The sequence below is a fragment of the Nonomuraea salmonea genome (assembly GCF_042428605.1).
Classification (GTDB): Bacteria; Actinomycetota; Actinomycetes; order Streptosporangiales; family Streptosporangiaceae; genus Nonomuraea; species Nonomuraea salmonea.
Map to the genome: position 1 here is coordinate 17,185 of NZ_JBHMCF010000019.1, position 23,441 is coordinate 40,625.

Here is a 23,441-nt window from a genome sequence, read left to right on the forward strand (position 1 = left end):
CGCCGTCGCCGAATCGGGCGGCGTGCGACGGGGCCCGCGATCTAGGCTGTGCGGCATGGATCCCGTCACCGCCGCGCGCGCCTTCGTCGAAGAGACGTTCCCGGGAGCCCTGTACGCCTTCGTCGGCGGCAGCGTGCTCACCGAGCGCCGCACCAGCACCTCCGATCTCGACATCATCGTGGTGCTCGACGGTCTCGACCGCCCCTACCGCGAGAGCCTGCGCTGGCGTGACTGGCCGATCGAGCTGTTCGCGCACAGCGAGACCAGCCTGGCGGCCTACATCGAGCGCGACTTCGCGGCCCGCAGGCCGACACTGGCCCGCATCTGCTCCGAGGGCGCGGTGCTGACCGACAGGACCGGCGGCCGGGCCAGCGACCTGCAGGCGGCCCTGGGCGAGCGGGTCTCGGCCGGTCCCGGCGGTCAGCCCGCCGGGCAGTCGGAGCGGGCCCGCTACGTGCTGTCCGACCTGCTCGACGACCTCGCCGGCGCCACCGACCCGGGCGAGGCGGCGTTCATCGGCTGGGAGATCGTGCAGGCCACCGCGAGGGCGGCGCTCGGCGCGGGCGGCAGGTGGCAGGGCACCGGCAAGTGGCTGCTGCGCGAGCTGCGCGCCCACGACCCCGAGCTGGCCGACGAGCTGCTGAAGGTGCACGACGACCCCGTACGCCTGACCGCCGTCGCCACGCGCGTGCTCGAACGGGCCGGAGGGCGCCTCTGGGAGGGCTACCGGGACCAGGGTGACCCCTTCCACCAGACCCTGCGTCACGTGGCCGCAGGAGAGCTCTCCGGCGAGACGGCGCAGAGCTCGGGCATGCGGCGCCTGGCCGCCGTCAGCGGCGCCACCACCGGCTCGTCACGGCTGTGGATGGGCCAGACGCACGTCGCGCCCGCCACCCGCTCCTCCGACCACCACCACGGCGCCTCGGAGACCGCCATCTACGTCGTCAGCGGCACGCCGTCGTTCGTGTTCCTGGAGGACGACACGGAGACCCGCATCGACGCGCGGCCCGGCGACTACGTGTTCGTGCCCCCGTACGTGCCGCACCGCGAGGAGAACCCCGACCCCGCGCAGGAGGCGGTCGTGGTGATCGCGCGCAGCACGCAGGAGGCCGTCGTGGTCAACCTGCCAGGCCTGCGCCGCTGAGCCGTCAACGCCGAGCCGTCAACCCGAGCCGTCAGTTGCCCGCGCCGCTGACCCGGTAGACGTCGAAGACGCCCTGGATGCTGCGCACGGCCTTGAGCACGTGGCCGAGGTGCTTGGGGTCGCCCATCTCGAAGGTGAACTTGCTGATCGCCACCCGGTCGCGCGAGGTCGTGACCGACGCGCTCAGGATGTTGACGTGCTGGTCGGACAGCGTGCGGGTGACGTCGGACAGCAGCCGCGGCCGGTCGAGCGCCTCGACCTGGATGGCCACCAGGAACACGCTGTCGTCGCTCGGCGACCAGCTCACCTCGACCAGCCGGTCAGGCTGCTCCCGCAGCTGCTGCACGTTCGTGCAGTCGGCCCGGTGCACCGAGACGCCGTGGCCGCGGGTGACGAAACCGACGATCTCGTCGCCCGGCACGGGGGTGCAGCACTTCGACAGGCGTACCCAGACGTCGGCGTCGCCCGCCACCACCACGCCGGCGCCGCCACCGCCGCGCGGGCGGCCGCGCAGCCGGGTCGGCAGCGAGGTCTCGGCGATGTCCTCCTCGGCGCTGTCGACCCCGCCGATCGAGGCCACCAGCTTCTGCACCACCGACTGGGCCGCGATGTGGCCCTCGCCGACCGCCGCATAGAGCGCGGAGACATCGGGATAGCGCAGGTCGCGGGCCAGCGCCAGCAGCGCCTCGCCGGACATCAGGCGCTGCAGCGGCAGGCCCTGCTTGCGCATCGCCCGGCCGATGGCCTCCTTGCCCGCCTCGATCGCGGTCTCGCGGCGCTCCTTCGAGAACCACTGCCGGATCTTGTTGCGGGCCCTGCCCGACTTGACGAACTTCAGCCAGTCGCGCGACGGCCCCGCGTCGGGCGACTTGGAGGTGAAGATCTCCACCGTGTCGCCGTTGCCGAGCCGCGACTCCAGCGGCACCAGCCGCCCGTTGACCCGGGCGCCGATGCAGCGGTGACCCACCTCGGTGTGCACCGCGTAGGCGAAGTCGACCGGCGTGGCGCCCTCGGGCAGCGCGATGACCTGGCCCTTGGGGGTGAAGACGTAGACCTCGGAGACCGACAGGTCGAAGCGCAGCGACTCGAGGAACTCGCCCGGGTCGGAGGTCTCCTTCTGCCAGTCGAGGAGCTGGCGCAGCCAGGCCATGTCGCTGCCCGGCTTGACCTTGCCCGTGGGGCCGGGGCTGCCGACCTCCTCTTTGTACTTCCAGTGCGCGGCGACGCCGTACTCGGCCCTGTGGTGCATCGCGTGGGTGCGGATCTGCAGCTCGACCGGCTTGCCCTCGGGACCGATCACCGTGGTGTGCAGCGACTGGTACATGTTGAACTTGGGCATCGCTATGTAGTCCTTGAACCGCCCTGGCACCGGGTTCCACCTCGCGTGGATGGTGCCGAGCGCGGCATAGCAGTCGCGTACGGAGTCGACCAGCACGCGGATGCCCACCAGGTCGTAGATGTCGTCGAACGCGACGTCGCGGGCGATCATCTTCTGGTAGACCGAGTAGTAGTGCTTCGGCCGGCCCTTCACCACCGCGCGGATCTTCGCCTCGCGCAGGTCGCCCGAGACCTTCTCGATGACCTCCTGCAGGAACAGGTCGCGGCGCGGCGCCCGCTCCGACACCATGCGCGCGATCTCGTCGTAGCGCTTGGGATAGAGCATGGCGAACGCGAGGTCCTCAAGTTCCCACTTGATCGTGTTCATGCCCAGGCGGTGGGCCAGCGGGGCGAAGATCTCCAGCGTCTCGCGCGACTTCTGGTGACGCTTGTGCTCGGGGAGGTAGCGCATCGTGCGCATGTTGTGCAGCCGGTCGGCCAGCTTGATGATCAGCACCCTGATGTCGCGCGACATCGCCACGACCATCTTGCGCACGGTCTCGGCCTGCGCCGCGTCGCCGAACTTGACCTTGTCGAGCTTGGTGACGCCGTCGACCAGCGACGCGATCGTGTCGCCGAAGTCGCCCCGCAGCTCGTCGAGGGAGTAGGCGGTGTCCTCGACCGTGTCGTGCAGCAGCGCCGCGCACAGCGTCTCGTCGTCGGTGCCGAGCTCGGCCAGGATCGTCGCGACGGCCAGCGGGTGGGTGATGTAGGGGTCGCCCGACTTCCGCTTCTGGTCGCGGTGGTGGTAGGCGGCCACGTCGTAGGCGCGCTCGATCACCCGCAGGTCGGCCTTGGGGTGGGTGGCACGGACCGTACGGAACAGCGGCTCCAGCACCGGATTCATCGCCCCACCCCCGAAACGCCTGCGGCGCACCGACGGCACACCGGGCGTCTCCGCATTGCCGGAGTCGGTTACGTCGGGCGCGACCACATCACGGGGCACACAGACTCCTCACGCAGTGGCTCCTCACGTTCGAGTCCAGATCCCCCCAGTGTATCCAGGCAGGAAACCTGGGCCGCCGCGGGCGGGCTCAGACGATCACAAGGGAGTGCAACCGCTCTCCCTCGATGCGCTCACGTCCCTTCAGGAAGGCCAGCTCCATCAGCACGGCGATGCCGACGACCTCGGCGCCGGCCCTCTTCACCAGCTCCACGGCCGCCTTCGCGGTGCCGCCCGTGGCCAGCACGTCGTCGACCACGAGCACCCGGTCGCCGGGCGCGAACGCGTCGCGGTGCACCTCGATCGTCGCGGAGCCGTACTCCAGATCGTAGGACTCCTCCAGCGTGGCGGCGGGCAGTTTCCCCTTCTTGCGCACCGGTACGAACCCCGCGCCCGCCCGGTAGGCCACCGGCGCCGCCAGGATGAACCCCCGCGCCTCAATGCCCACGATCTTGTCCACCTGGTGCAGCCCGGCCAGCTCGTCCACCACGGCGGCCATCGCCACCGGGTCGGCCAGCAGCGGGGTGATGTCCTTGAACATGACCCCCGGCTTGGGGTAGTCGGGCACGTCCCTGATCCGGTCGAGGATCGTCGTGCTCAGCTCGCTCATGGTCATCCCTTCTCCGCCGGCCGTGTGCCGGGCTCCATGATGGTGCATATCGGGCCCTGACCCCTACCCGGAGCTCTCAGCGCCTCTTTGAGGCCCTCGCGACCTCGGGGCCCACAAAGGCAGGCGCCCCCGCCCCTTGCCGGGGCGAGGGCGCCTGCTGAGCCCGTCGTACGAACGGGTCAGCCCTTGGCTACGGCCGCGCTTTTGGGGCCTTTCCTGCCACCGCCTCCGGTGGAGGCCAGCCTCTTGGCGATGGCCTGGTACTTCGGCTCGCGCTCCTTCAGCGTCACCAGCAGCGGCGTGGCGACGCACAGCGAGGAGTACGTACCGACGATCATGCCGACGAACAGCGCCAGCGACAGGTCCTTCAGCGTGCCCGCGCCGAGCAGCGTGGTGCCGATGAACAGGATCGCCGCCACCGGCAGGATCGCGACGAGCGAGGTGTTCAGCGACCTGATCAGCGTGTGGTTGAGCGCGTTGTTGGCCGCCATCGAGTACGTCTGCTTCGAGGTGTGGCCCAGCTTGGCCGTGACCTCCTTGATCATGTCGAACACCACGACCGCGTCGTAGAGCGAATAACCGAGGATGGTCAGGAAGCCCAGCAGCGTGGCCGGCGTGACCTCGAAGCCCGACCAGGCGTAGATGCCGGCCGTGATGACGAGGTCGTGGATGAGCGCGACGATCGCCGCCAGCGCCATCTTCGGCTCGAACGCCATCGACAGGTACAAGATGATCGCGAGCATGAACACGCCCAGGCCGATCCACGCCTTCTGCGACACCTCACCACCCCAGGACGGGCCGATGGCCTGGATGCTGACCTGGTCGGCCGGGACGCTGAAGTCCTTCGCGATGGCGCTCTGCACCTGCGACCTGGTGTCCTCCGGCAGGCTCTCGGTGGTCGCCCGCCAGCCGTCGGTGCCGGCCTGCTGGACGATCACCTGGTGCACGCCCTCTTCCTGGACGGACGTACGCACCTGCTCGACGGTGGCGTGCTGGGCCTTGAACGAGAAGATCGTGCCGCCCTTGAACTCCACACCGAGGTTGAGCCCATGCAGGACCAGCCCGGCCAGCGACACCAGCAGCAGCAGGCCGGACAGGCTGTACCACAGCCGCCATTTGCCGACGAAGTCGACGTCGATCTCGCCGCGATAGAGGCGACGCCCCAGTCCCATCTCAGGCCTCCTGCGGAGTGGTCTTGTGGCCGGTCGCCTCGCTCATGCGCTCGGAATCGAGCCCCGACAGCGGATGCCCCTTGGCGAAGAACTTGAGCTTCGCCAGCATGGCGATGAACGGCTTGGTGAACAGGAACACCACCACGACGTCGATCAGCGTGGTCAGGCCCATCGCGAACGCGAAGCCGGCGACACCGCCCACCGCCAGGAAGTACAGCACGATGGCGGCGATGAACATGACGGCGTCGGCGATCAGGATCGTGCGCCGGGCGCGAACCCAGGCCACCTCGACGGCCGCCCGCAGCGAGCGCCTGCCCTCCTTCATCTCGTCACGTATGCGTTCGAAGTAGACGATGAAGGAGTCGGCGGTGATGCCGATCGAGACCACCAGGCCGATGATGTGCGGCAGCGAGAGCCGGAAGTTGGCGTTGTGGCCGAGCACGACCACCGCGGTGTACGTCAGGACCGTCGCCACCACGAGGCTCAGCACCGCGACGATGCCGAGGCCCCGGTAGTAGAGCATGCAGTAGACGACCACCAGCGCCAGGCCGATGAGGCCGGCGATGAGACCGCCCTGCAGCTGGTCCTGGCCGAGCGTCGAGGAGACCGTGTCGACCGAGCTGCGGTTGAACTTCAGCGGCAGCGCGCCGTACTTGAGCTGGTCGGCCAGGTTGGTGGCGCTGATCTGGTCGAAGCCGCCGGTGATCTCGGCCCGCCCGCCGGGGATCGGGCTGATGATGTTGGGGGCGGTGATGACGACGCCGTCGAGCACGACCGCGACCTTGTTGCGCGGCTCGGGCGAGTTGTAGGCGGCGGTGGTGAGCTTGCTCCACTCGCCGGCGCCCTTGCTCTTGAAGTCGAGCTGGACGATCCACTCGGTGGTGCCCTGCCGGACGCCGGCCGAGGCGGTGTCGATGTCGGTGCCGACGACCTTGGCGACGTCGAGGACGTACTTGAAGCTGCCGTCGGTCTCGCAGGCGGCGTACTGCTTGTTCGGGTCGTCCTGGACGCCCTGGCCGCGGTTGGCCGGGTCGGCGCAGTCGAGCTTGTTGAACTGCTCGAGCACCTTGGGGTCGATGCCGGCGGTGTTGATGTCGGGGTTCTGCTGCGGGGGCTGCACGGGCGGCGTGCTGGCCGTGGGCGCGCCCGACGGCGACGCCTTGGCGTTCTGGCCCTTGGTGTTGTCCTGGTTGTTCTGGCCGGTCTGGTTGTTCTGGGCGGTCTGGTTGTTCTGGGTGCCGGTGCGGGCCTTGCCGTCACCGTCGCCTTGCCCATCGGGGTCCTGTTGCCGGGCCTGTCCGTCGCCCTGGCTCTTCTGCCCGTCACCGGTCTCGGTGGCCGACCGCGGCGCGCCCGCGGAGGGCGGGGCGGTCGGGGAGGTCAGCGCGGACGAGAGCGCCTTACCGGTCGGGGACGCGCTCGGCGTCGCGGCCGACTGGGAGGGCCGGGTGGACGGCTGGGCCGACGGGCTGCCGGACGGGCCGGGCGTCGGCGCGGTGGTGGCCAGGTCGGCGGGGGCCTGCGTGGCCTCCATGGCAAGCACCTGACGGAAACGCAGCTCCGCGGTGGTCGCGACCAGCTTGATGGCCTCGTTCTGGCCCACGCCCGGGATGGAGATGATGATGTTGTCGCCGGACTTGGCGACCTCGGCGTCGGAGATGCCCGTGCCGTTGACCCGGTCGCGGATGATGTTGACCGCCCGGTCGAGGATCTCCTCGGGCGGCGCCGCGTTGTTCTGGGTCACCGGGGACAACGTCACCGTCGTGCCGCCCGCTAGGTCGAGGCCCAGCTTGGGCGTGTACGCCTTTTGCAGGAACATCGTCCCGCCCAGGGCGAGGATGAGCGCCAGCAGCACCAGGAGCGTACGCCCCGGTCGGCTGTGGCGGCTGGTCGGTCGGGCCACTGGTCGTCAGTTCTTTCAGATAGAGGTTTGTGGCAGAGCTTAGTCAGGACTTCTTCGTGCTGGAGTCCTGGTCGCCGTTGCGCTCCACGGTGGCCTCGGACTCCGTCTTGCCCTCCTCGCCGAGCTCGGCCTGGTCAGCGGCCGGCTCGTCACTCGCCGGAGCGTCGCCGGGGGTGACGACGCGGCCGATGGCGGCCTTCACCCAGCGGGTCTCGATCCCTGGCGCGATCTCGAGGACGACGTCCTCATTGTCTACCGCGACGACGGTGGCGAACAGCCCGGTCGTGGTCATGACCCGGGTGCCCGGCGTCAGGGAGTTCTGCATCTGGATCGCCTCTTGCTGGCGCTTGCGCTGGGGGCGGATCAGCAGGAAGTAGAACACCACCACCAGAAGAATCAGCGGCAGGATGCTTCCGAGTTGTCCCATGTCCATAAGGGGCGACCTTCCATAGTCGTACAAGGAGTTGACACCGGCCTCGCGCCGGAAATTCCGTGCGTTGCTCCGGGCCGCGCCGCTCAGCCCGTCAGCCTACACAGCCAGCCAAGCCACGGAGTGTAGGCGCTTGTTGCGAAACGCGGCAACGAAGCAGCGTTTCGGCGCGCGGGGAAGTTCCCATATTGAAATGGTTGCAACCGATCTGTGATCAGTCGAAAAGCGACGCTCCGAACGCATCCGGCGGTGGCGTCATCCCGAGATGGGTCCACGCCGCCGCGGTCGCCACCCGGCCGCGCGGGGTCCTGGCCAGCAGTCCTTGGCGTACGAGGAACGGCTCGGCCACCACCTCGACCGTCTCGGGCTCCTCCCCCACGGCCACCGCGAGTGTGGACAACCCCACCGGGCCGCCGCCGAACTTGCGCAGCAGCACGCCGAGCACCGCCCGGTCGAGCCGGTCGAGCCCCTCGCCGTCGACCTCGTAGAGGTTGAGCGCCGCCGAGGCGACGTCGCGGTCTATCACACCGCCCGCGCGCACGTCGGCGAAGTCGCGCACCCGGCGCAGCAACCGGTTCGCGATGCGCGGGGTGCCCCTGGAACGGCGGGCGATCTCATGGGCGCCCTCGTCCGGCAGCCCGACGCCGAGCAGCTGCGCCGACCTGTGCAGCACCTGCTCCAGCTCGGGGACCTCGTAGAAGTCCATGTGGGCGGTGAAGCCGAACCTGTCGCGCAGCGGCGCAGGCAGCAGCCCCGCCCTGGTGGTGGCGCCCACCAGCGTGAACGGCGCGATCTCCAGCGGGATGGCGGTCGCCCCCGGCCCCTTGCCCACGACGATGTCGACCCGGAAGTCCTCCATCGCGAGGTAGAGCATCTCCTCGGCGGGCCTGGCCATCCGGTGGATCTCGTCGATGAACAGCACCTCGCCCTCGGTCAGCGTCGACAGGATCGCCGCCAGGTCGCCCGCCCGCTCCAGCGCGGGCCCCGACGTGATGCGCAGCGGCGCGTTCAGCTCCGCCGCGATGATCATCGCCAGCGTCGTCTTGCCCAGGCCGGGCGAGCCGCTCATCAGCACGTGATCCGGTGGCCGCTGCCGCCGCAAGGCGCTCTCCAGCACCAGCGACAGCTGCTCGCGGACGCGTCCCTGGCCGATGAACTCGCTGAGGCGCTTGGGCCTGAGTGCGGCCTCGATCTGCAGCTCGTCGCCACCGGCGGCGGCCGACAGAATCTCGTCCCGCTCAAATCCCATCCCAGCGCCTCCTCTCCTCAGTCACCGAACGCCCGCCTGGGCGGCCGTCATGGCCCGCCACGCCCTCACGTATCACGCCACCCCTCTCCCCCGCCACCACACACCCTCGCCCCACCCCAGGACCCTCTTCGCCACCCTCGCCCCATCCCCGATGGCATCCTCGGCCATTTGCCGAACCCCGACCCCGCGCGGTGCGAAAACCCGCGACCCATCCGAGCGTCTCGCACGACCGGCCGGCATGCCTGCCTGTTGAGCGTCCCGCAACGACCGGCAGGCATGCCGGATGTGACGGCGCAATGGCACCAAGCCGATGGGCCGACGGCAACCGCACATCCTCAAGCCCCTCACCGGCTTCCGAGCCCTCAGCGACAACAGCAGCTCCACGCCGTGGACGCCCATGGTCACCACGGTCCCGTCGCCCTCGCCCGGAGTTCAGCCGAACCCCACTTCCCTGCTCTGCGAGGTGCACGGGCGCACCATGCGCCAGCGCGTCACGCACGGCGCCGAGATGTGCTGCGGCACGCGGTGGCTTGGGGGTGTCGGAGTGGTGGTGGGTCATCGGATGCTCAGGGAACGGAGTGCGGCCTTCAGGAGGGTGGCGACCTGGGGCTGGCGGCCGGCGGCGAGGTCGGCCTCCGCCTCGGGCTCGACGGCGGCGATGGCGTCGTCGGCGTCCTTGCTGGAGTAGCCGAGCCCCACCAGGCCCGAGTGGACCTGCTCGCGCCACACTGCCGCGCGGCGGTCGCCGTTGAGCGCGGCGTTGACGGTCTCCTCAGGAGTGCCGAGCCGGTCCTTGAGCTCCAGGACGATGCGCTGGGCGCCCTTCTGCCCGATGCCCGGCACCTGGGTGAGCGCCTTGAGGTCGGCCGAGGCCACGGCCACGCGGAGCGCGTTGGGCGTGTGGACGGCGAGCATCGCCAGCGCCAGCTTGGGGCCGACGCCGCTGGCCGTCTGGAGCAGCTCGAAGACGGCCCGCTCGTCGTCGGTGGCGAAGCCGTACAGGGTGAGCGACTCCTCGCGTACCACGAGGGACGTGGCCAGCCTGGCCTCCTCGCCCAGCCGGAGCGTGGCGAGCGTGCCCGGCGTGCAGTGGGTGAGGATGCCGACGCCGCCGACCTCGATCACGGCCCCATCAGGGGCGATCGCCGTCACCTTGCCCGTCACCGACGCGATCACGCTCGGCCTCCCGTCTCCGTCACCACTGTCACACCTGGTCCCCTGTCATAGCGCAGATCCACCCCCACACCCACCACCGCCACGCCCGGCAACCCCGAGCTCCGGGCGCGGCCGCTGCGGCCGAGAATGGGCTGAGAACGGGGGCATGCGACCCTCGCAGCGGCTGCCGTCGAGGCCAACCGCAAGCGCCTGCCCACACCCGGCAGCCCCACGTTCCGGGTGGGGCCGCTGGGGGTGCCGACGGGCTGAGGGCAGCGGCCAGACGTCGCCTTCACGAAGCCTGAGGACGTCAAGCGCAGGCATCTCCCTGCGCGCGGCGCCACTGCGCGCGGCAGCACCACGCCCGACGCCCCCGTGCTTGGGGCCGCTATGCCGCTCAGCCCCAGGGCCGGGGTGTGGCCGGGTCGGGTGTCGGCGGGCTGGGGGCCGGAAGTGTGGGGTGGGTTTGGGGGGGTTGGGGTCATCGGTGGGGGTTTCTGGCTTTGGCCAGGGCGGTGGCGAGGCGGTGTTGGGCGCCGCCGCGCCAGACGTGGCAGATGGCCAGGGCGAGGGCGTCGGCGGCGTCGGCGGGCTTGGGCATCTCGGTGAGGCGCAGGAGGCGGGTGACCATGGCGCCGATCTGTTTCTTGTCGGCCGTGCCGCTGCCCGTGATGGCGGCCTTGACCTCGGACGGCGTGTGCAGCGCCACCGGGAGGCCGCGCCGGGCGGCGCACAGGACGGCGATGCCGGCGGCCTGCGCCGTGCCCATCACCGTGCGGACGTTGTGCTGGCTGAAGACGCGTTCGACGGCCACCGCGTCGGGGCGCACCTCGTCGAGCCAGCGCTCGATGCCGGCCTCGATGCCGACGAGCCGGGCGCCGAGCTCTTCGTCGGCAGCCGTGCGCACCACCCCGACGGCCACGAGTGACAGCGGCGCTCCTGGGCGCCCTTCGACCGCGCCCACCCCGCACCGGGTCAGCCCCGGATCGACGCCCATCACCCGCACCGGCATGCCCTCCAGAGACCTGCGCCGCCGAACATCTGTTCGGCACGAGACTTTACCGTGGCCGGGGAGGGCGCGCACCGGGAAGCGGGGGCTAGAAGTAGTCGAGCATGTACGGCTTGGCCGCGAAGGCGGCGTCGAGTGCCTCGTCGTATCGGTCATCTCCGGACATGAGACCGCTGAGCCGCAGCGTCGAGGTGGGGATACCGGCGTACAAAGCGGACAGGCCGTTCACCGAGAGCGTGACGCCGGTTCCGGAGGCCGGGGTCGCTGCGCCCGTTCCGCCGGAGATGTCCAGGCGCCACGTGCCCCTGCCCCTGACCGGGTCGTCCACGGTCACGACGGCCTGGCAGCTCGCGTGCGCCGGATAGCCCCTGCGCTCGACGGCGGCGGCCACGTCCAGCACCCTGAACATCCACGGCACCCGCGTGAGCTGCTCCTTCGTACGCTCGCGCAGCATCCACAGCACCGGGTCGTCGGGCGCCACGGCGGCGACGACCTCGCGGGCCACCGAGGAGGCGCTGCCGACCAGCCCCCACAGCGCCCGCAGGGTGTCGGAGGAGGCGGCGACGACGTTCTCGACCTCCATGTCGTCGCCCCGCCAGCGGTAGACCGCGTAGCCGTCGTCGGCCAGGTAGAGGAAGTCGTCCTCGTTGGCCAGCCACAGGTTCCAGGTGTCCTCGTCGTACGAGATCGGGCCGCTGGCGCGGGCCGCGCCGTGCACGCGGTGCAGCACGGTGATCAGCTCGGCGGCGTCGCCGGGGCCCATCCTGCGCAGCTTGACCTGGCCGGACGGCCGGATGCCGCGCAGCGACTCGGCGGGCAGGCGGATGATGTGCTGCGCGCCCGCGTGCTCGTAGCCGAGGTTGCGGTAGATGGCGGTGGTGGCCGGATAGAGGGCGGAGACCGCGTCGCCCAGCTTGGTGGCGCGGTCGAGGACGGCCCGCATGATGCCGGTGCCGACGCCGCGCCCGCGGTCCTCGGGGCTGACCGTGACGCCCGCGATCGCGGCCATCGGCTGTGGCCGGCCGTGCCACCACTGGGTGAAGCGGCGCAGCCGGGCGGCCGCCGCGATCCTGCCGCCGTCGAACATCCCGAGGTAGCGCCCCTCGGCCAGCGCGGGCAACACGGACTTGCGCCACTTCTCCTTGCCGCTCGGGCTCATCGGGCCGAACGCCCGCCGGCGCAGGTCGAGGACGTCGTCGAGGTCGTCGGGCGTTATGTCGCGTATTTCCACAAGCAGCAAACCTATGAAACCGGGGTACGTACCCGCGAATCCTTTGTCGTGACGGCGAGCCTGTCGAGGTAGAGGAGCTGGGCCGTCACCAGGACGGCCAGCCCGACGGCCACCACGACCAGCGGTGTCGCGGCCCCGATGTCGGCGGCGGCCCGGGAGAAGCCGCCCACCTGGGCCATCTGGGCGACCGGGGCGGTGAACAGGTCGGTGTGCTGGACGACCAGGAGCGGCCACTGGACGTCGTGGGCGTTCACCAGCGTGACGGCGCCGGCCAGGATGCCCGCCATGGGCAGCGACGGCAGGAACACGCCCGAGAAGAAGTCCCTGTCGGTGCGTTCGGCCAGGCCCTTGCACAGGAGGGTCAGCACCAGCAGCGCGGGGACGCTCACCAGCAGCGGCGGGATGAGGGCGGGGAAGGTGTCGATGAGGCCGAGGTTGCGGACGTTCTGCCAGTTGGCGACGCTGAACGGGCCCGCGCCGACGAACAACCAGGGGGCGAAGATCAGCAGCAGCCACTCGCTGGCGCGGCCGAGCGGGCGCAGACCGCCGATGCCGAGGGCGGCCAGGTACGCCACGCCCACCGAGACCACTGCGCCGATGACGGCCGGGACCCAGGTGTTGACCTGGGCTCTGAGGCTGCTCGCCGCGCCCGCCCTGGAGGCCAGCACGCCGTCCATCCACGGCCAGGCGAGCACGAACGCGGCCACCACGACCACCGCTAACGCGGCGACCCCGATCGCGACGCCCGCCGGTGTGGCCGCGCGCCTCGCGGGGGCCTGCCGCGCCTTCCCGGGCTGCCCGCTCCCGGGCAGGTACGGGGACGTCACCCCACCCGCACCACCGTCGTGAGCCTCCGGGGCACCTCCCTGGGCGTGCCCCGAGTGCGGCTGAGAGCCGTGCGCACCGAAGGCGGCCCCGAAGGGGGTCTGCCCCTGGGAGCCGGAGGTGACCGCGCCTTGCGGACCGGAGGCGGCCCCGCCCTGGGCACCCCCAGGCAGGGATCCCTGCTGGCCGAAGGCGGCCTGACCGCCCTGGCCGGAGGCGGCTCCGCCGTGCGGGAAGAAAGCCGTGGGTCCCTGCTGGCCGAGGGCGGCCGGTGCCTGTGCGCCGGAGGCGAACGGTCCGTGTTGGGCGGAGGTGGGTGCGCCCGGGCCGAAGGCCGGTGGGGTCGGTGGCTCGGGGAGGTCGGGGAGGCCGGGGAGGCCGGTCTTGGGGGTGAGGGTGATGCGGAGGCCGGAGGCGGCCGCGATGATCGTGGCGGCGATGCCCAGCACGCCCAGGACCGCCCCCGTGAGCGTCGCCACGGCCGCACCGAGGCCGAACTCGGCCGTTCTGAAGGCGTAGTCGTACTGGAGGCCCGCGAGCGTCTGTGTGGCGCGCTGAGGGCCGCCGCCGGTGAGCACCTGGCTGAGGGCGAACGTCTGCAGTCCGGCCGCCACGATGGCGAACGCGACGAGGACGCCCACCGCCACGGTCGCCGGCCCCGGGGTGTGACCGCGCAGGGCGGGCAGGAACGCGATGACGGCCAGCGCGCACACCAGCCCGAACGTGGCGGCGGCCACGATGAGCCGGAGCGTTCCAGGTGCGGTGGCCGGGTCGCGCAGCCCCTCGGCGAGGGCGACCAGGCCAGACTCCTCGGGCATCAGGCCGCGCAGCCAGGACGCCGCCACGGCCACCGGCGAGAACGTGACGACGGCCAGCGAGAGCAGGACGCGCCCGGCACGGCGCGGCCACGGGCCCGCCCGGTCGAGTGCCAGGGCCAGCAGCGGGCCCACCACCAACGCCACCAGCAGCGGGAACCCGACCAGCGACACCGTGAACCCCAGCGCCCGCCAGGAGGCGTCGTCGCCGAGCAGCTTGGCGTAGTTGTCGGTCCCCGCGTACGTGCTCTTCCGCAGCACGCCGCCGCTCTGGAAGCTGAGCCAGATGGTCTGCGCGGTCGGCAGCACCAGCGTGATGAGGGTGCCGACCAGCGCCGGTACGGCGAGCAGCAGGCCGACCAGCCGGGTGCCGGTTCCTGGAGGGTTGGGGGAAGTCACGTCGCCCGACCCTACGCGTCCGGCCCCCTCCCCCGCACGCCGACAGACCGTCACCTGGAGGATTCGCCGTCGCCGGATGCGAGGCGGAGGAGCGCGGCAGTAGCCGTCCCGCCTGAACGATCCCGAAGCCGGCAGGACGGCTGCGGGATCGCCGGCCCACCCCTATGAGCCGCGTGGACCAGGGAAAGGGCGGGGCCCGGACATAGGGGCAGGGCCCTGATGAAGGTCAGTCGAGGGCGGCGAGGACGTCGTCGGAGACGTCGAAGTTGGCGAAGACGTTCTGGACGTCGTCGCTGTCCTCCAGCGCCTCGATGAGCCGGAACACCTTCTTGGCCCCCTCCTCGTCGAGCGGCACGCTCATCGTCGGCAGGAAGCTGGACTCGGCCGAGTCGTAGTCGATGCCGGCGTCCTGGAGGGCCTTGCGGACCGGCACCAGGTCACTGGCCTCGGAGACGACCTCGAAGGAGTCGCCGAGGTCGTTGACCTCCTCGGCCCCGGCGTCGAGGACGGCCATGAGCACGGTGTCCTCGTCGAGCCCGTTCTTGGGCACGATCACGACGCCCTTGCGGTTGAACATGTAGGAGACGGACCCGGGGTCGGCCAGGGAGCCGCCGTTGCGGGTGAGCGCGACCCTGACCTCGGAGGCGGCGCGGTTGCGGTTGTCGGTGAGGCACTCGATGAGCACCGCGACGCCGCCGGGCGCGTAGCCCTCGTACATGATCGTCTGGTAGTCGGCGCCGCCGGCTTCGAGGCCGCCGCCGCGCTTGCGCGCCCGCTCGATGTTGTCGTTGGGCACGGAGTTCTTCTTCGCCTTGAAGATGGCGTCGAAGAGCGTGGGGTTGGCGTCCGGGTCAGGGCCACCGGTCCGTGCCGCCACCTCGATGTTCTTGATGAGCTTGGCGAACAGCTTGCCGCGCTTGGCGTCGAGTGCGGCCTTCTTGTGCTTCGTCGTCGCCCATTTGGAGTGGCCGGACATTACCTAGAGCTCCCTCACCATGTCTACGAAGTAACGGTGCACGCGTACGTCCCCGGTGAGCTCGGGGTGGAACGACGTAGCGAGCAAAGGACCTTGACGGACCGCGACGATCCTATCCCCAGGCTCGCACCTGCCCAGCACTTCGACGTCCGCGCCGATGGATTCGACCCAGGGAGCACGGATGAACACCGCGTGCACCTGCTGTCCGGCGAAGTCGAGATCGGATTCGAAGGAGTCGACCTGGCGGCCGAACGCGTTGCGCCTGACCACCATGTCGATGCCGCCGATGGTCTGCTGGCCTGCGATGCCGTCCTCTATGCGGTCGGCCAGCATGATCATGCCGGCGCACGAGCCGTAGGCGGGCAGGCCTTCCTTGATGCGGACGCGCAGCGGTTGCAGCAGGTCGAAGGTGTCGGCGAGCTTCCACATGGTGGTCGATTCGCCGCCGGGGATGACCAGGGCGTCGACCGCGTCCAGCTCGGCGGGGCGGCGTACGGCGACGGCCGTCGCGCCCGCCTCCTGAAGCATGCGCTGATGTTCGCGCACGTCTCCCTGGAGGGCGAGTACACCGATCGTGGGCACGGGCGATCCTTCCGTCCGAGTACGGGTTTCCGACAATTCAACACCAGAACATCCCGTCGTCTTCCGACGGGGGCCCGCCGATCAGGCGCTGACCGCGACGAGCCCGGCCCCTGATCAGGGGCCGGGCTCGCGGAGAAGGGCTGCGACGAGAGCCGTTACGGGCGTTCGGTCTCCAGGCGGACGGTGTCCTCGACCGTGATCTGCTGGAGCCGGCGCGCCGGGTCGAGCGGCCGCAGGTACGTCTGCTGCACCCCCGGCACCCGGTCCTCGACGACGAACGTGGCCCGGGTGTGGACCTCGGCGTCGGGCGTCTGGACCCGGGGCACGACCTTGAAGTCGGCCGTCAGCTGGTCGCGCTCGATCGTGGTGAGCACGTATCCGCGCTGGTTGTTGTAGAACTTCAGGTGCGGGTTGATCTGCAGGAACGGGTGCTGCGCGGGGTCGGAGTCGCCCCCGTCGCCGCCCGTCGAGATCGACGTGGTCACCAGCTCGGAGCCCACGCTGGGCCCTGTCGGGTCGTCGTAGTCGAGTTTGAGGTCGCCGGCCCAGTGGGCGTGCACGTCGCCGGTCAGCACCACGGGGTTGCGCACCCCGGCGTCGATCCAGCCCTGGGTGATGCGGCGGCGGGAGGCGGCGTAGCCGTCCCATGCGTCCTGCGAGGTGATCTTGGCGGGGCCTGGGTTGTTGTCGCGCTGGCCGAAGAAGACCTGCTGGCCCAGGACGTCCCACTGCGCGCGCGACTGGTGGAAGCCGCGCAGCAGCCACTCCTCCTGCTCGGCGCCGGTGATCGAGCGGGCGGGGTCGACGGCGGCGGGGCAGTCCTTGTAGCCGTCGCCGCAGCTCTGGTCGTCGCGGTACTGGCGGGTGTCGAGCATGTGGAAGGTGGCCATCCTGCCCCAGCGGATGCGCCGGTAGAGCTGCATGTCGATGCCGCGCGGAATCGAGGTGCGGCGCAGCGGCATGTTCTCGTAGTACGCGCGGAAGGCCGCGGCGCGCCGCTCGCGGAAGTTCGGCTGCGGCACCTCGGGCTTCTCGGGCACCTCGCCGGCCCAGTTGTTGTCCAGCTCGTGGTCGTCCCACACGACCAGCCAGGGTGCGGCGGCGTGCGCGGCCTGCAGGTCGGGGTCGGCCTTGTACTGGGCGTGGCGCTGGCGGTAGTTCGCGAGGGTCTCGGTCTCCGGGCCCTCGTGGTGGCGGACGTTGCCGCCGGGGATCGTGTAGGTGTCCCTGGTGTACTCGTACTGGTAGTCGCCGAGGTGCAGCACCAGGTCGGGGTGCTCCTCGGCGAGGCGGCGGTAGGCGGTGAAGTGGCCGTGCTCGTACTGGGCGCAGGAGACGAACGCCATGGCCAGGGCGCCGCCGTACGACAGGGGGTGCGGGGCGGTGCGGGCGCGGCCGAGCGGCGAGACGTACGGGCCGACGCGGAAGCGGTACCAGTAGTCCCGGTCGGAGCTCAGCCCCTGCACCTCGACGTGCACGCTGTGGCCCCACTCGGGGGCGGCGACGGTGACGCCGGAGCGCACGACGCGGCGGGCCCGCTCGTCGGCGTAGATCTGCCACCGCACGGGGAAGGGCCGCTGCGGCATGCCGCCGAGACCGTCCTCGGCCAGCGGCTGCTGGGCGAGCCTGGTCCACAGCACGAACCCCTCGTGGTCGGGGTCGCCGCACGCGACGCCGAGCGTGAAGGGGTCGGTACGCAGCCCGGGGGAAGCCGTTTCTGGGTCGGCGTGCGCGGCTGCGGGGACGACGGCGGGGATGGCCGATGCGGCCCCTGCCGCTAACCCTGTGACGAGGAAGTGCCTGCGGTTCAGCTTGGACACCTGGGAGCTCCCTGTGACGATCAAGGGCGAGGACCCCCGTAGCCTGACTCAGCGGCATGACTTTGGGGTGAACGTCAGACATGAAAAAGGCGACATCCTTCACGGATGCCGCCTTTTCCGGAAATCTCCGTCGTCGCGTGACGTTCACCCGGAAGTGATCGTTTCACGCCCGCAGGCCGCTGACCTGCGCCGACACGCCGACGCTTACCAGCCGCGCTCGGCCAGGCGGTGCGGCTGCGGGATCTCGTCGACATTGAGGCCGACCATGGCCTCGCCCAGGCCACGGGAGACCTTGGCGATGACGTCGGGGTCGTCGTAGAACGTGGTGGCCTTGACGATGGCCGCCGCGCGCTTGGCCGGGTCGCCCGACTTGAAGATGCCGGAGCCCACGAACACGCCCTCGGCGCCGAGCTGCATCATCATCGCGGCGTCGGCCGGGGTGGCGATGCCGCCCGCGGTGAACAGCACGACCGGCAGCTTGCCGGTGCGCGCGACCTCGGCGACCAGCTCGTACGGCGCCTGCAGCTCCTTGGCCGCGACATAGAGCTCGTCCTCCGGCAGGGAGGTGAGCCGCTTGATCTCGGCGCGGATCGTGCGCATGTGGGTGACGGCGTTGGAGACGTCGCCGGTGCCGGCCTCGCCCTTGGAGCGGATCATGGCCGCGCCCTCGGTGATGCGGCGCATGGCCTCGCCGAGGTTGGTGGCGCCGCACACGAACGGCACGGTGAACTGCCACTTGTCGATGTGGTTGGCGTAGTCGGCCGGGGTGAGCACCTCGGACTCGTCGACGTAGTCGACGCCGAGCGACTGCAGCACCTTGGCCTCGACGAAGTGGCCGATGCGGGCCTTGGCCATCACGGGGATGGAGACGGCGGCGATGATGCCGTCGATCATGTCGGGGTCGCTCATCCTGGAGACGCCACCCTGCGCGCGGATGTCGGCGGGCACGCGCTCGAGGGCCATGACGGCGACCGCGCCGGCGTCCTCAGCGATCTTGGCCTGCTCGGGGGTGACGACGTCCATGATGACGCCGCCCTTGAGCATCTCGGCCATGCCGCGCTTGACGCGGGCGGTTCCGGTGACGGGGGTGCTTTCTGGCGTGCTGCTGGACACGGTCATCCTCACGGGCTCTCAACGGCGAATCTGTAAGTTATCAAGCCCATCGTAGGTCCTGAACGACCCCTCCCCCGACATGCCAAGATGTCAGGATTTAGCGCCGTACCTATACAGGTTTGTCAAGGTACGGCGGCTACGGAATGACGGGCTTGCGGCTGGCGAGGGCCACCCAGACCTGGCCGGGGGCGAAGTTCATCGGCTCACCGCTCATAGTGGTGAACGTCGTGCCGCTGTCCTCTGATTCCCGCTCCCACTTCGCCTTGAACGCCTTGCCGTCCCGCAGCACGATCGCCGAGCCCTTGCCCGTGGTGTGCACGAGCGGCGTGTAGCTCTGGTTCTTGTCGTGGAACTGCGAGCGCTCGGTCTTGGTGTACTGCACGACGATCGTGGGCGCGCCGAGCTGGCCGCCCTCGGCCGCCATGTCCTTCTTGCCGTCCTGCCAGATCAGCCACTGCTGCTTGGCCTCCGACCAGGCGAAGGTGAAGCGCGCGGCGGGCCACTTGACCGTGTACGACTTGCGCGGCGTCCCGCCCTCGGGGGCGTCGCCGAAGGTGAAGCCGATGTCCTTGGCCTTGCTCGCCTTGGGCGCCTTGGCCAGCAGCTGCTTGGTGTTGGCGAACAGGTTGTAGGGGGCGAAGCGGCCCGGCTGGCGGAAGTACGCGCCCGGATTGTGCGAGTCTCCCACGTCGAACAGCGACGCCTCGGCGATGAGCGGCAGCATCTTGGTCTGCGCGCCCGAGTAGGAGAAGGCCGGCTTGCCGAACTGCGGGGCGATGTGCAGGTCGGAGATGCGCGCGCTGCGCACCGGGCCGACCTTGGCCGGCAGCTTCGAGGAGAAGATCGCCATGAGCCGGGTCAGCCCGGCCTCGACCTGCTCGATGTAGACGATGTCGGCGCTCTTGAGCCCGAGCTGCGGCTTGCCCGCCGCGGTGTTCTCGATCTTGACCGCGAGCACCGGCCTGAGCTTCTCGTACGGCTTGCCGGTGAAGGGGTGGGCGTTGACCTCCTCCTCCTGCGGCGCCTCGGCCGGCGCGTCCGTCGTGGCCTGCGGCGCGGAACCCGCCGCCGGCTCGTCGGAAGAACAGGCCGCGACGGGCAGCAGGACGGCCGCTCCCGCCAGCCAGAGGGTGATCAACCGGGGTAGCCGCACGTGCACTTCTCCTCGCTTCAGCCCGAAAACGGGATGAAGCTTACTGGCTTCCCCAAATCAGGTCATTCGGTTGCCATAGCTGCGGGCGGATTGTCATCAATCTCGAAGAATTGGGGGTATTCGGTGTGCCCGGCCAGCCGCAGGGTCCTGGCCAGCCAGCGGCGCTGCGCCGTACGCGTGACCCCGACCGCGTTGTTGTAGAACCGGCGCGAGTAGACGACCTTCGCCACCGCCGCGTCGAGCTCCTCAAGCAGCTCGCGGCCGCCGGGCGACTCCGCCAGCTTCTCCCTGAAGCGCTCCTGGTCCGCCACCGCGCGCAGCGTGCGCGACAGGTCGCTCTCGGCGTGCTCGCGCTCGTCGGGGCCCGCGGAGCGCGCCTCGTGCGCCGCCGCGGCCAGCACCAGCGACGTCGCCGGGTCGAGCAGGCGGGAGCCCGCCAGCTCCAGCACCACCGCGCGGCGCCGCATGAGCGCGGCGTCCAGCGACTCCTGGGCCAGCTCAAGGCGGATGTGCAGCCGGTCGAGGCGGCCGGCCCGCCAGGAGATGTAGACGGCCGTGAGCACCACCACGATGCCCACGATCAGCACGATCATGGTGGACGTCACAGGTCCTCCTCCACCCGCGCCGCATCACCCGCGATGCGCGTCACAGGTCCTCCTCCACGCGGCCCGCGCCGCTCGTGGTGACGGTCTCGTAGACGCGTACGACGTCGCGCGCCACCGTCGACCAGTCGTACTTCCTGACCGCCACCAGCGCCTCGGCCGCCAGCTTGGCCCGCCGCTCCGGCGCGTCGAGCAGCGCGGCGGCCTCGCGCGCCAGCGAGGCCGGGTCGCCGTTGGCGAACAGCGCGCCCGCCTGCCCGTCGCCCAGCACCCTGCGGAAGGCCGGGATGTCGCTGGCCAGCACCGTCGCCCCCGACGCCATGGCCTCGGCCAGCACGATGCCGAAGCTCTCGCCGCGGGTGTTGGGCGCGCAGAACACGTCGACCGAGTGGTACGCGCGGATCTTGTCGGCCTCGCTCACCATGCCGAGCACCGTCACGCGGTCCCTGAACTGCTTCGGCACCCGCTCGTAGACGTCCTTCTCGTCGCCTGGACCGGCGATCAGCAGCTTCACGTCGGGCCGCCGCGCCGCCAGCACGGCGAACGCGTCGAGCAGGATCGGCAGGCCCTTGCGCTCTTCGTCCATGCGGCCGAGGAAGCCGATCGTGGCGCCATCGGGGCCCCAGCCGTCGAGCGGCTCGGCCTCGGTGTAGCGGGCGACGGTGACGCCGTTGGGGATGAGCACGGTGTCGCCGCCGAACTGCTCGACCAGGCTCTTGCGGGCCGCGTCGGAGACCGCGATGCGGCCGCTCAGCTTCTCCAGCGCGCTGCGCAGCAAGGGCTCGGCCACCGCGATCGCCCGCGAGCGGGTGAAGGAGGCGTGGAAGGTGGCCACGATCGGCCCCTTGGCCGCCCAGCAGGCCAGCACGCCGAGGCTCGGGATCAGCGGCTCGTGGATGTGCAGCACGTCGAAGCCGCCCGTACGCACCCATCGCCGCACCCGCGCGGCCGACAGGAACCCGAACGACATCCTCGCCACCGACCCGTTGTACGGCACGGGGATGGCCCGGCCCGCGCCCGTCACGTAGGGGGGCAGCTCGTCGTCGTCGGCCGCCGGCGCGATCACGGAGACGTCGTGACCCTGCGCCATGAGCGCCTGCGCCAGGTCGTCGATGTGCTGTTTGACCCCGCCCGGCATGTCCCAGGAGTAGGGGCAGACGATGCCGACCCTCATCGGGGGTCCAGGTCGTCCAGCCAGAGCCGCTGCATCATGTGCCAGTCCTCGGGATGCTCGGAGATGCCCTTCTCGAACACGTCGGCCAGGCCCTGGGCCAGCGCCGCGACCTTCTCCTGCCGGGTGCCCTCGGCGGGCACGGGCAGCTCTTCGTGGATGTGGATGCCCCAGTCGTCGCCCACGAAGTAGACGGTGGCGGGCAGCAGCGCCGCGCCCGTCTGCACGGCCAGCAGCGGCGGCCCCGCGGGCATCTTGGTGGCGGCGCCGAAGAAGCGCACCTCGACGCCGCTCTTGGTGAGGTCGCGCTCGGCCGGCAGGCAGACCACGCCGCCCTTGCGCACCCGCATGGCGAGGGTGCCGAAGTTGTGGCCGTCGCCGCCGGTCAGCGGCAGTACCTCCATGCCGAGGCCCTCGCGGAAGGCGACGTAGCGGCGGAACAGCGACTCGGGACGCAGCCTTTCCGCGACCGTGGTGAACGGGTGGCCGACGCCCACCAGCCAGGCGCCCGCCTGGTCCCAGTTGCCCATGTGCGGCAGCGCCAGCACGACGCCGCGCCCGGCCGCCACGTTGCCGTGGATGTGCTCGGCGCCGATGACGTGGGTGCGCCGCACCACCTCGGCGCGGTCCATCTTGGGCAGGCGGAAGACCTCGTGGAAGTAGCGGAAGTAGGAGCGCATGCCCGCCCTGGTCAGCTCGCGCAGCTCGCGGCCGCCGGGGTCGAGGCCGGTCACCCTGGCCAAGTTGGACTCCAGCCGGCGTACGGACTTGCCGCGCCTGGCGTGGACCCGGTCGGCGAGGAACCGGAAGACCGCGGCCGTCGGGCGCTCGGGCAGCAGCGGCACGAGCTTCCACCCGGCCGCGAACCCGGCGGCCACGACCCGGTCGGCGAACGATGCCTTGTCGCTCATCTCTCCCCAGTCTGACGGCCGGTCTGATGGCCCGTCTGATGGCCGGTCTGTTGTCTCGTCTGCTGGTACACGATCATCACGCGCTGGCCCACCGTGATCAGGCTGGCCAGGGCGAGCAGCCACATGCCGGCCGGCAGGACGTAGGGGACGCCGAGCCCGGCGAGGAAGGCCGCGACCAGCGCCACCACCAGCCGCTCGGGCCGCTCGGCGAGCCCGACGTCAGCCGTCAGCCCGAGCCCCTCGGCCCTGGCCTTGGCGTAGGACACCAGGGTGCCGAGGATCAGGCAGGCGAGCGTCACCGAGGCCGACACGACGTCGTCGCGGCCGACGAAGTAGAGGATCAGGCCGGCGAAGATGGCGGCGTCGGCGACCCGGTCGAAGGTGGAGTCGAGGAAGGCCCCCCAGGTGCTGCCCCCCTTTCCGCCGAGCCGGGCGACCACGCCGTCGAGCAGGTCGAACAGCACGAAGACGGTGATCACGAGTGCCCCCCAGGCGAGCTGGCCCAGGGGGAAGAAGAGCAGGGCCGACACGACCGTGCCGAGGGTGCCGACCGCCGTGACGGCGTTCGGGCCTATCCCGCGGCCGGCGAGTGCCCTGCCCAGCGGGGTGAGTATCCGGGTCATGGCCGGGCGCAGGAGTTTGAGCATCGCGGTCCGATCGTAGGCCATGAAGGGCCTGACAACTTTCTTTGCCCCGGACCCCTTGTGATATCCGCCACAGGGGTATTTGGTGAACACACCGCGTCCATGCGGTTTCCGACACCCTCCGCGCGGGCGCGGCGTTGGCAGACGGACCAACGCGAAGGGAGCGACGCCGCCTGGGCCGAGGAGCGACGGGAGCGAGCTACCGGA

At 70.7% G+C, this 23,441-nt stretch carries 20 protein-coding genes; 1 reads left to right on the forward strand and 19 read right to left on the reverse strand.

Annotated features, from left to right (window positions below):
- Window positions 1-55: 55 nt before the first annotated feature.
- Window positions 56-1,144 carry a cupin domain-containing protein gene (locus ACFFR3_RS19860; protein WP_345386328.1) on the forward strand — a complete coding sequence of 363 codons (1,089 nt, stop codon included), beginning with the start codon at window positions 56-58 and terminating at the stop codon, window positions 1,142-1,144.
- Window positions 1,145-1,175: 31 nt separating this feature from the next.
- On the opposite strand, the gene ACFFR3_RS19865 is transcribed toward ACFFR3_RS19860, so the two are convergent.
- From ACFFR3_RS19865 to pgsA, 19 genes are all read right to left on the reverse strand, one after another.
- Window positions 1,176-3,368 (reverse strand): RelA/SpoT family protein, encoded by a 2,193-nt coding sequence (locus ACFFR3_RS19865; RefSeq protein WP_364373694.1) that lies wholly within the window; start codon window positions 3,366-3,368, stop codon window positions 1,176-1,178.
- A gap of 187 nt (window positions 3,369-3,555) precedes the next feature.
- The gene (locus tag ACFFR3_RS19870; RefSeq protein ID WP_345386330.1) at window positions 3,556-4,074 is read right to left on the reverse strand and encodes an adenine phosphoribosyltransferase; all 519 of its coding nucleotides are present in this window, start codon (window positions 4,072-4,074) and stop codon (window positions 3,556-3,558) included.
- Between the two features lie 179 nt (window positions 4,075-4,253).
- Entirely contained in the window at window positions 4,254-5,246 is a 993-nt protein-coding gene (gene secF / locus ACFFR3_RS19875) for a protein translocase subunit SecF (protein WP_345386332.1), read from the reverse strand.
- 1 nt (window position 5,247) lies between these two features.
- Window positions 5,248-7,149 (reverse strand): protein translocase subunit SecD, encoded by a 1,902-nt coding sequence (secD, locus tag ACFFR3_RS19880; RefSeq protein ID WP_364373690.1) that lies wholly within the window; start codon window positions 7,147-7,149, stop codon window positions 5,248-5,250.
- A gap of 43 nt (window positions 7,150-7,192) precedes the next feature.
- Entirely contained in the window at window positions 7,193-7,576 is a 384-nt protein-coding gene (yajC, locus tag ACFFR3_RS19885; RefSeq protein ID WP_364373687.1) for a preprotein translocase subunit YajC, read from the reverse strand.
- Between the two features lie 217 nt (window positions 7,577-7,793).
- Complete coding sequence (gene ruvB / locus ACFFR3_RS19890) at window positions 7,794-8,828, reverse strand: Holliday junction branch migration DNA helicase RuvB (RefSeq protein ID WP_355414372.1); 1,035 nt, start codon at window positions 8,826-8,828, stop codon at window positions 7,794-7,796.
- A gap of 555 nt (window positions 8,829-9,383) precedes the next feature.
- Window positions 9,384-10,004, reverse strand: coding sequence for a Holliday junction branch migration protein RuvA (gene ruvA, locus ACFFR3_RS19895; RefSeq protein WP_364373684.1), 621 nt, complete (start codon window positions 10,002-10,004; stop codon window positions 9,384-9,386).
- A 460-nt stretch (window positions 10,005-10,464) separates the two neighbouring features.
- Window positions 10,465-10,989, reverse strand: coding sequence for a crossover junction endodeoxyribonuclease RuvC (gene ruvC / locus ACFFR3_RS19900; RefSeq protein WP_379483658.1), 525 nt, complete (start codon window positions 10,987-10,989; stop codon window positions 10,465-10,467).
- Between the two features lie 91 nt (window positions 10,990-11,080).
- Window positions 11,081-12,223 carry a GNAT family N-acetyltransferase gene (locus ACFFR3_RS19905; protein WP_345386343.1) on the reverse strand — a complete coding sequence of 381 codons (1,143 nt, stop codon included), beginning with the start codon at window positions 12,221-12,223 and terminating at the stop codon, window positions 11,081-11,083.
- An 11-nt stretch (window positions 12,224-12,234) separates the two neighbouring features.
- Window positions 12,235-14,262: a hypothetical protein gene (locus tag ACFFR3_RS19910; RefSeq protein ID WP_379483608.1), complete on the reverse strand. Its 2,028-nt coding sequence runs from the start codon at window positions 14,260-14,262 to the stop codon at window positions 12,235-12,237.
- 226 nt (window positions 14,263-14,488) lie between these two features.
- Entirely contained in the window at window positions 14,489-15,238 is a 750-nt protein-coding gene (locus tag ACFFR3_RS19915; protein ID WP_345386349.1) for a YebC/PmpR family DNA-binding transcriptional regulator, read from the reverse strand.
- A 3-nt stretch (window positions 15,239-15,241) separates the two neighbouring features.
- A complete protein-coding gene (gene pdxT / locus ACFFR3_RS19920) occupies window positions 15,242-15,820 on the reverse strand; it encodes a pyridoxal 5'-phosphate synthase glutaminase subunit PdxT (protein ID WP_345386351.1) in 579 nt (192 codons plus the stop codon).
- 155 nt (window positions 15,821-15,975) lie between these two features.
- On the reverse strand, window positions 15,976-17,640 hold the full coding sequence (locus tag ACFFR3_RS19925; protein ID WP_379483609.1) for an alkaline phosphatase D family protein: 1,665 nt from the start codon (window positions 17,638-17,640) through the stop codon (window positions 15,976-15,978).
- Between the two features lie 204 nt (window positions 17,641-17,844).
- A complete protein-coding gene (gene pdxS, locus ACFFR3_RS19930; protein WP_345386354.1) occupies window positions 17,845-18,759 on the reverse strand; it encodes a pyridoxal 5'-phosphate synthase lyase subunit PdxS in 915 nt (304 codons plus the stop codon).
- A gap of 130 nt (window positions 18,760-18,889) precedes the next feature.
- Window positions 18,890-19,906, reverse strand: a complete 1,017-nt coding sequence (locus tag ACFFR3_RS19935; protein ID WP_364373671.1) for a DUF3048 domain-containing protein — start codon at window positions 19,904-19,906, stop codon at window positions 18,890-18,892.
- 62 nt (window positions 19,907-19,968) lie between these two features.
- Window positions 19,969-20,511, reverse strand: coding sequence for a hypothetical protein (locus tag ACFFR3_RS19940; RefSeq protein ID WP_364373669.1), 543 nt, complete (start codon window positions 20,509-20,511; stop codon window positions 19,969-19,971).
- Window positions 20,512-20,551: 40 nt separating this feature from the next.
- Window positions 20,552-21,682, reverse strand: a complete 1,131-nt coding sequence (locus ACFFR3_RS19945; protein ID WP_364373666.1) for a glycosyltransferase family 4 protein — start codon at window positions 21,680-21,682, stop codon at window positions 20,552-20,554.
- Window positions 21,679-22,590 (reverse strand): phosphatidylinositol mannoside acyltransferase, encoded by a 912-nt coding sequence (locus tag ACFFR3_RS19950; protein WP_345386358.1) that lies wholly within the window; start codon window positions 22,588-22,590, stop codon window positions 21,679-21,681. Before ACFFR3_RS19950 ends, ACFFR3_RS19945 begins: the two co-directional genes overlap by 4 nt.
- A complete protein-coding gene (gene pgsA, locus ACFFR3_RS19955) occupies window positions 22,587-23,258 on the reverse strand; it encodes a phosphatidylinositol phosphate synthase (protein ID WP_345386360.1) in 672 nt (223 codons plus the stop codon). Before pgsA ends, ACFFR3_RS19950 begins: the two co-directional genes overlap by 4 nt.
- Window positions 23,259-23,441: the final 183 nt, after the last annotated feature.

Coding starts and splice junctions, on each gene's coding strand:
- ACFFR3_RS19870 (WP_345386330.1), bottom strand. CDS start 4,074: ATGAGCGAGCTGAGCACGACGATCCTCGACCGGATCAGGGACGTGCCC.
- pgsA (WP_345386360.1), bottom strand. CDS start 23,258: ATGGCCTACGATCGGACCGCGATGCTCAAACTCCTGCGCCCGGCCATG.
- ACFFR3_RS19950 (WP_345386358.1), bottom strand. CDS start 22,590: ATGAGCGACAAGGCATCGTTCGCCGACCGGGTCGTGGCCGCCGGGTTC.
- ACFFR3_RS19945 (WP_364373666.1), bottom strand. CDS start 21,682: ATGAGGGTCGGCATCGTCTGCCCCTACTCCTGGGACATGCCGGGCGGG.
- secF (WP_345386332.1), bottom strand. CDS start 5,246: ATGGGACTGGGGCGTCGCCTCTATCGCGGCGAGATCGACGTCGACTTC.
- ACFFR3_RS19915 (WP_345386349.1), bottom strand. CDS start 15,238: ATGTCCGGCCACTCCAAATGGGCGACGACGAAGCACAAGAAGGCCGCA.
- ACFFR3_RS19865 (WP_364373694.1), bottom strand. CDS start 3,368: ATGAATCCGGTGCTGGAGCCGCTGTTCCGTACGGTCCGTGCCACCCAC.
- yajC (WP_364373687.1), bottom strand. CDS start 7,576: ATGGGACAACTCGGAAGCATCCTGCCGCTGATTCTTCTGGTGGTGGTG.
- pdxS (WP_345386354.1), bottom strand. CDS start 18,759: ATGACCGTGTCCAGCAGCACGCCAGAAAGCACCCCCGTCACCGGAACC.
- ruvB (WP_355414372.1), bottom strand. CDS start 8,828: ATGGGATTTGAGCGGGACGAGATTCTGTCGGCCGCCGCCGGTGGCGAC.
- ACFFR3_RS19860 (WP_345386328.1), top strand. CDS start 56: ATGGATCCCGTCACCGCCGCGCGCGCCTTCGTCGAAGAGACGTTCCCG.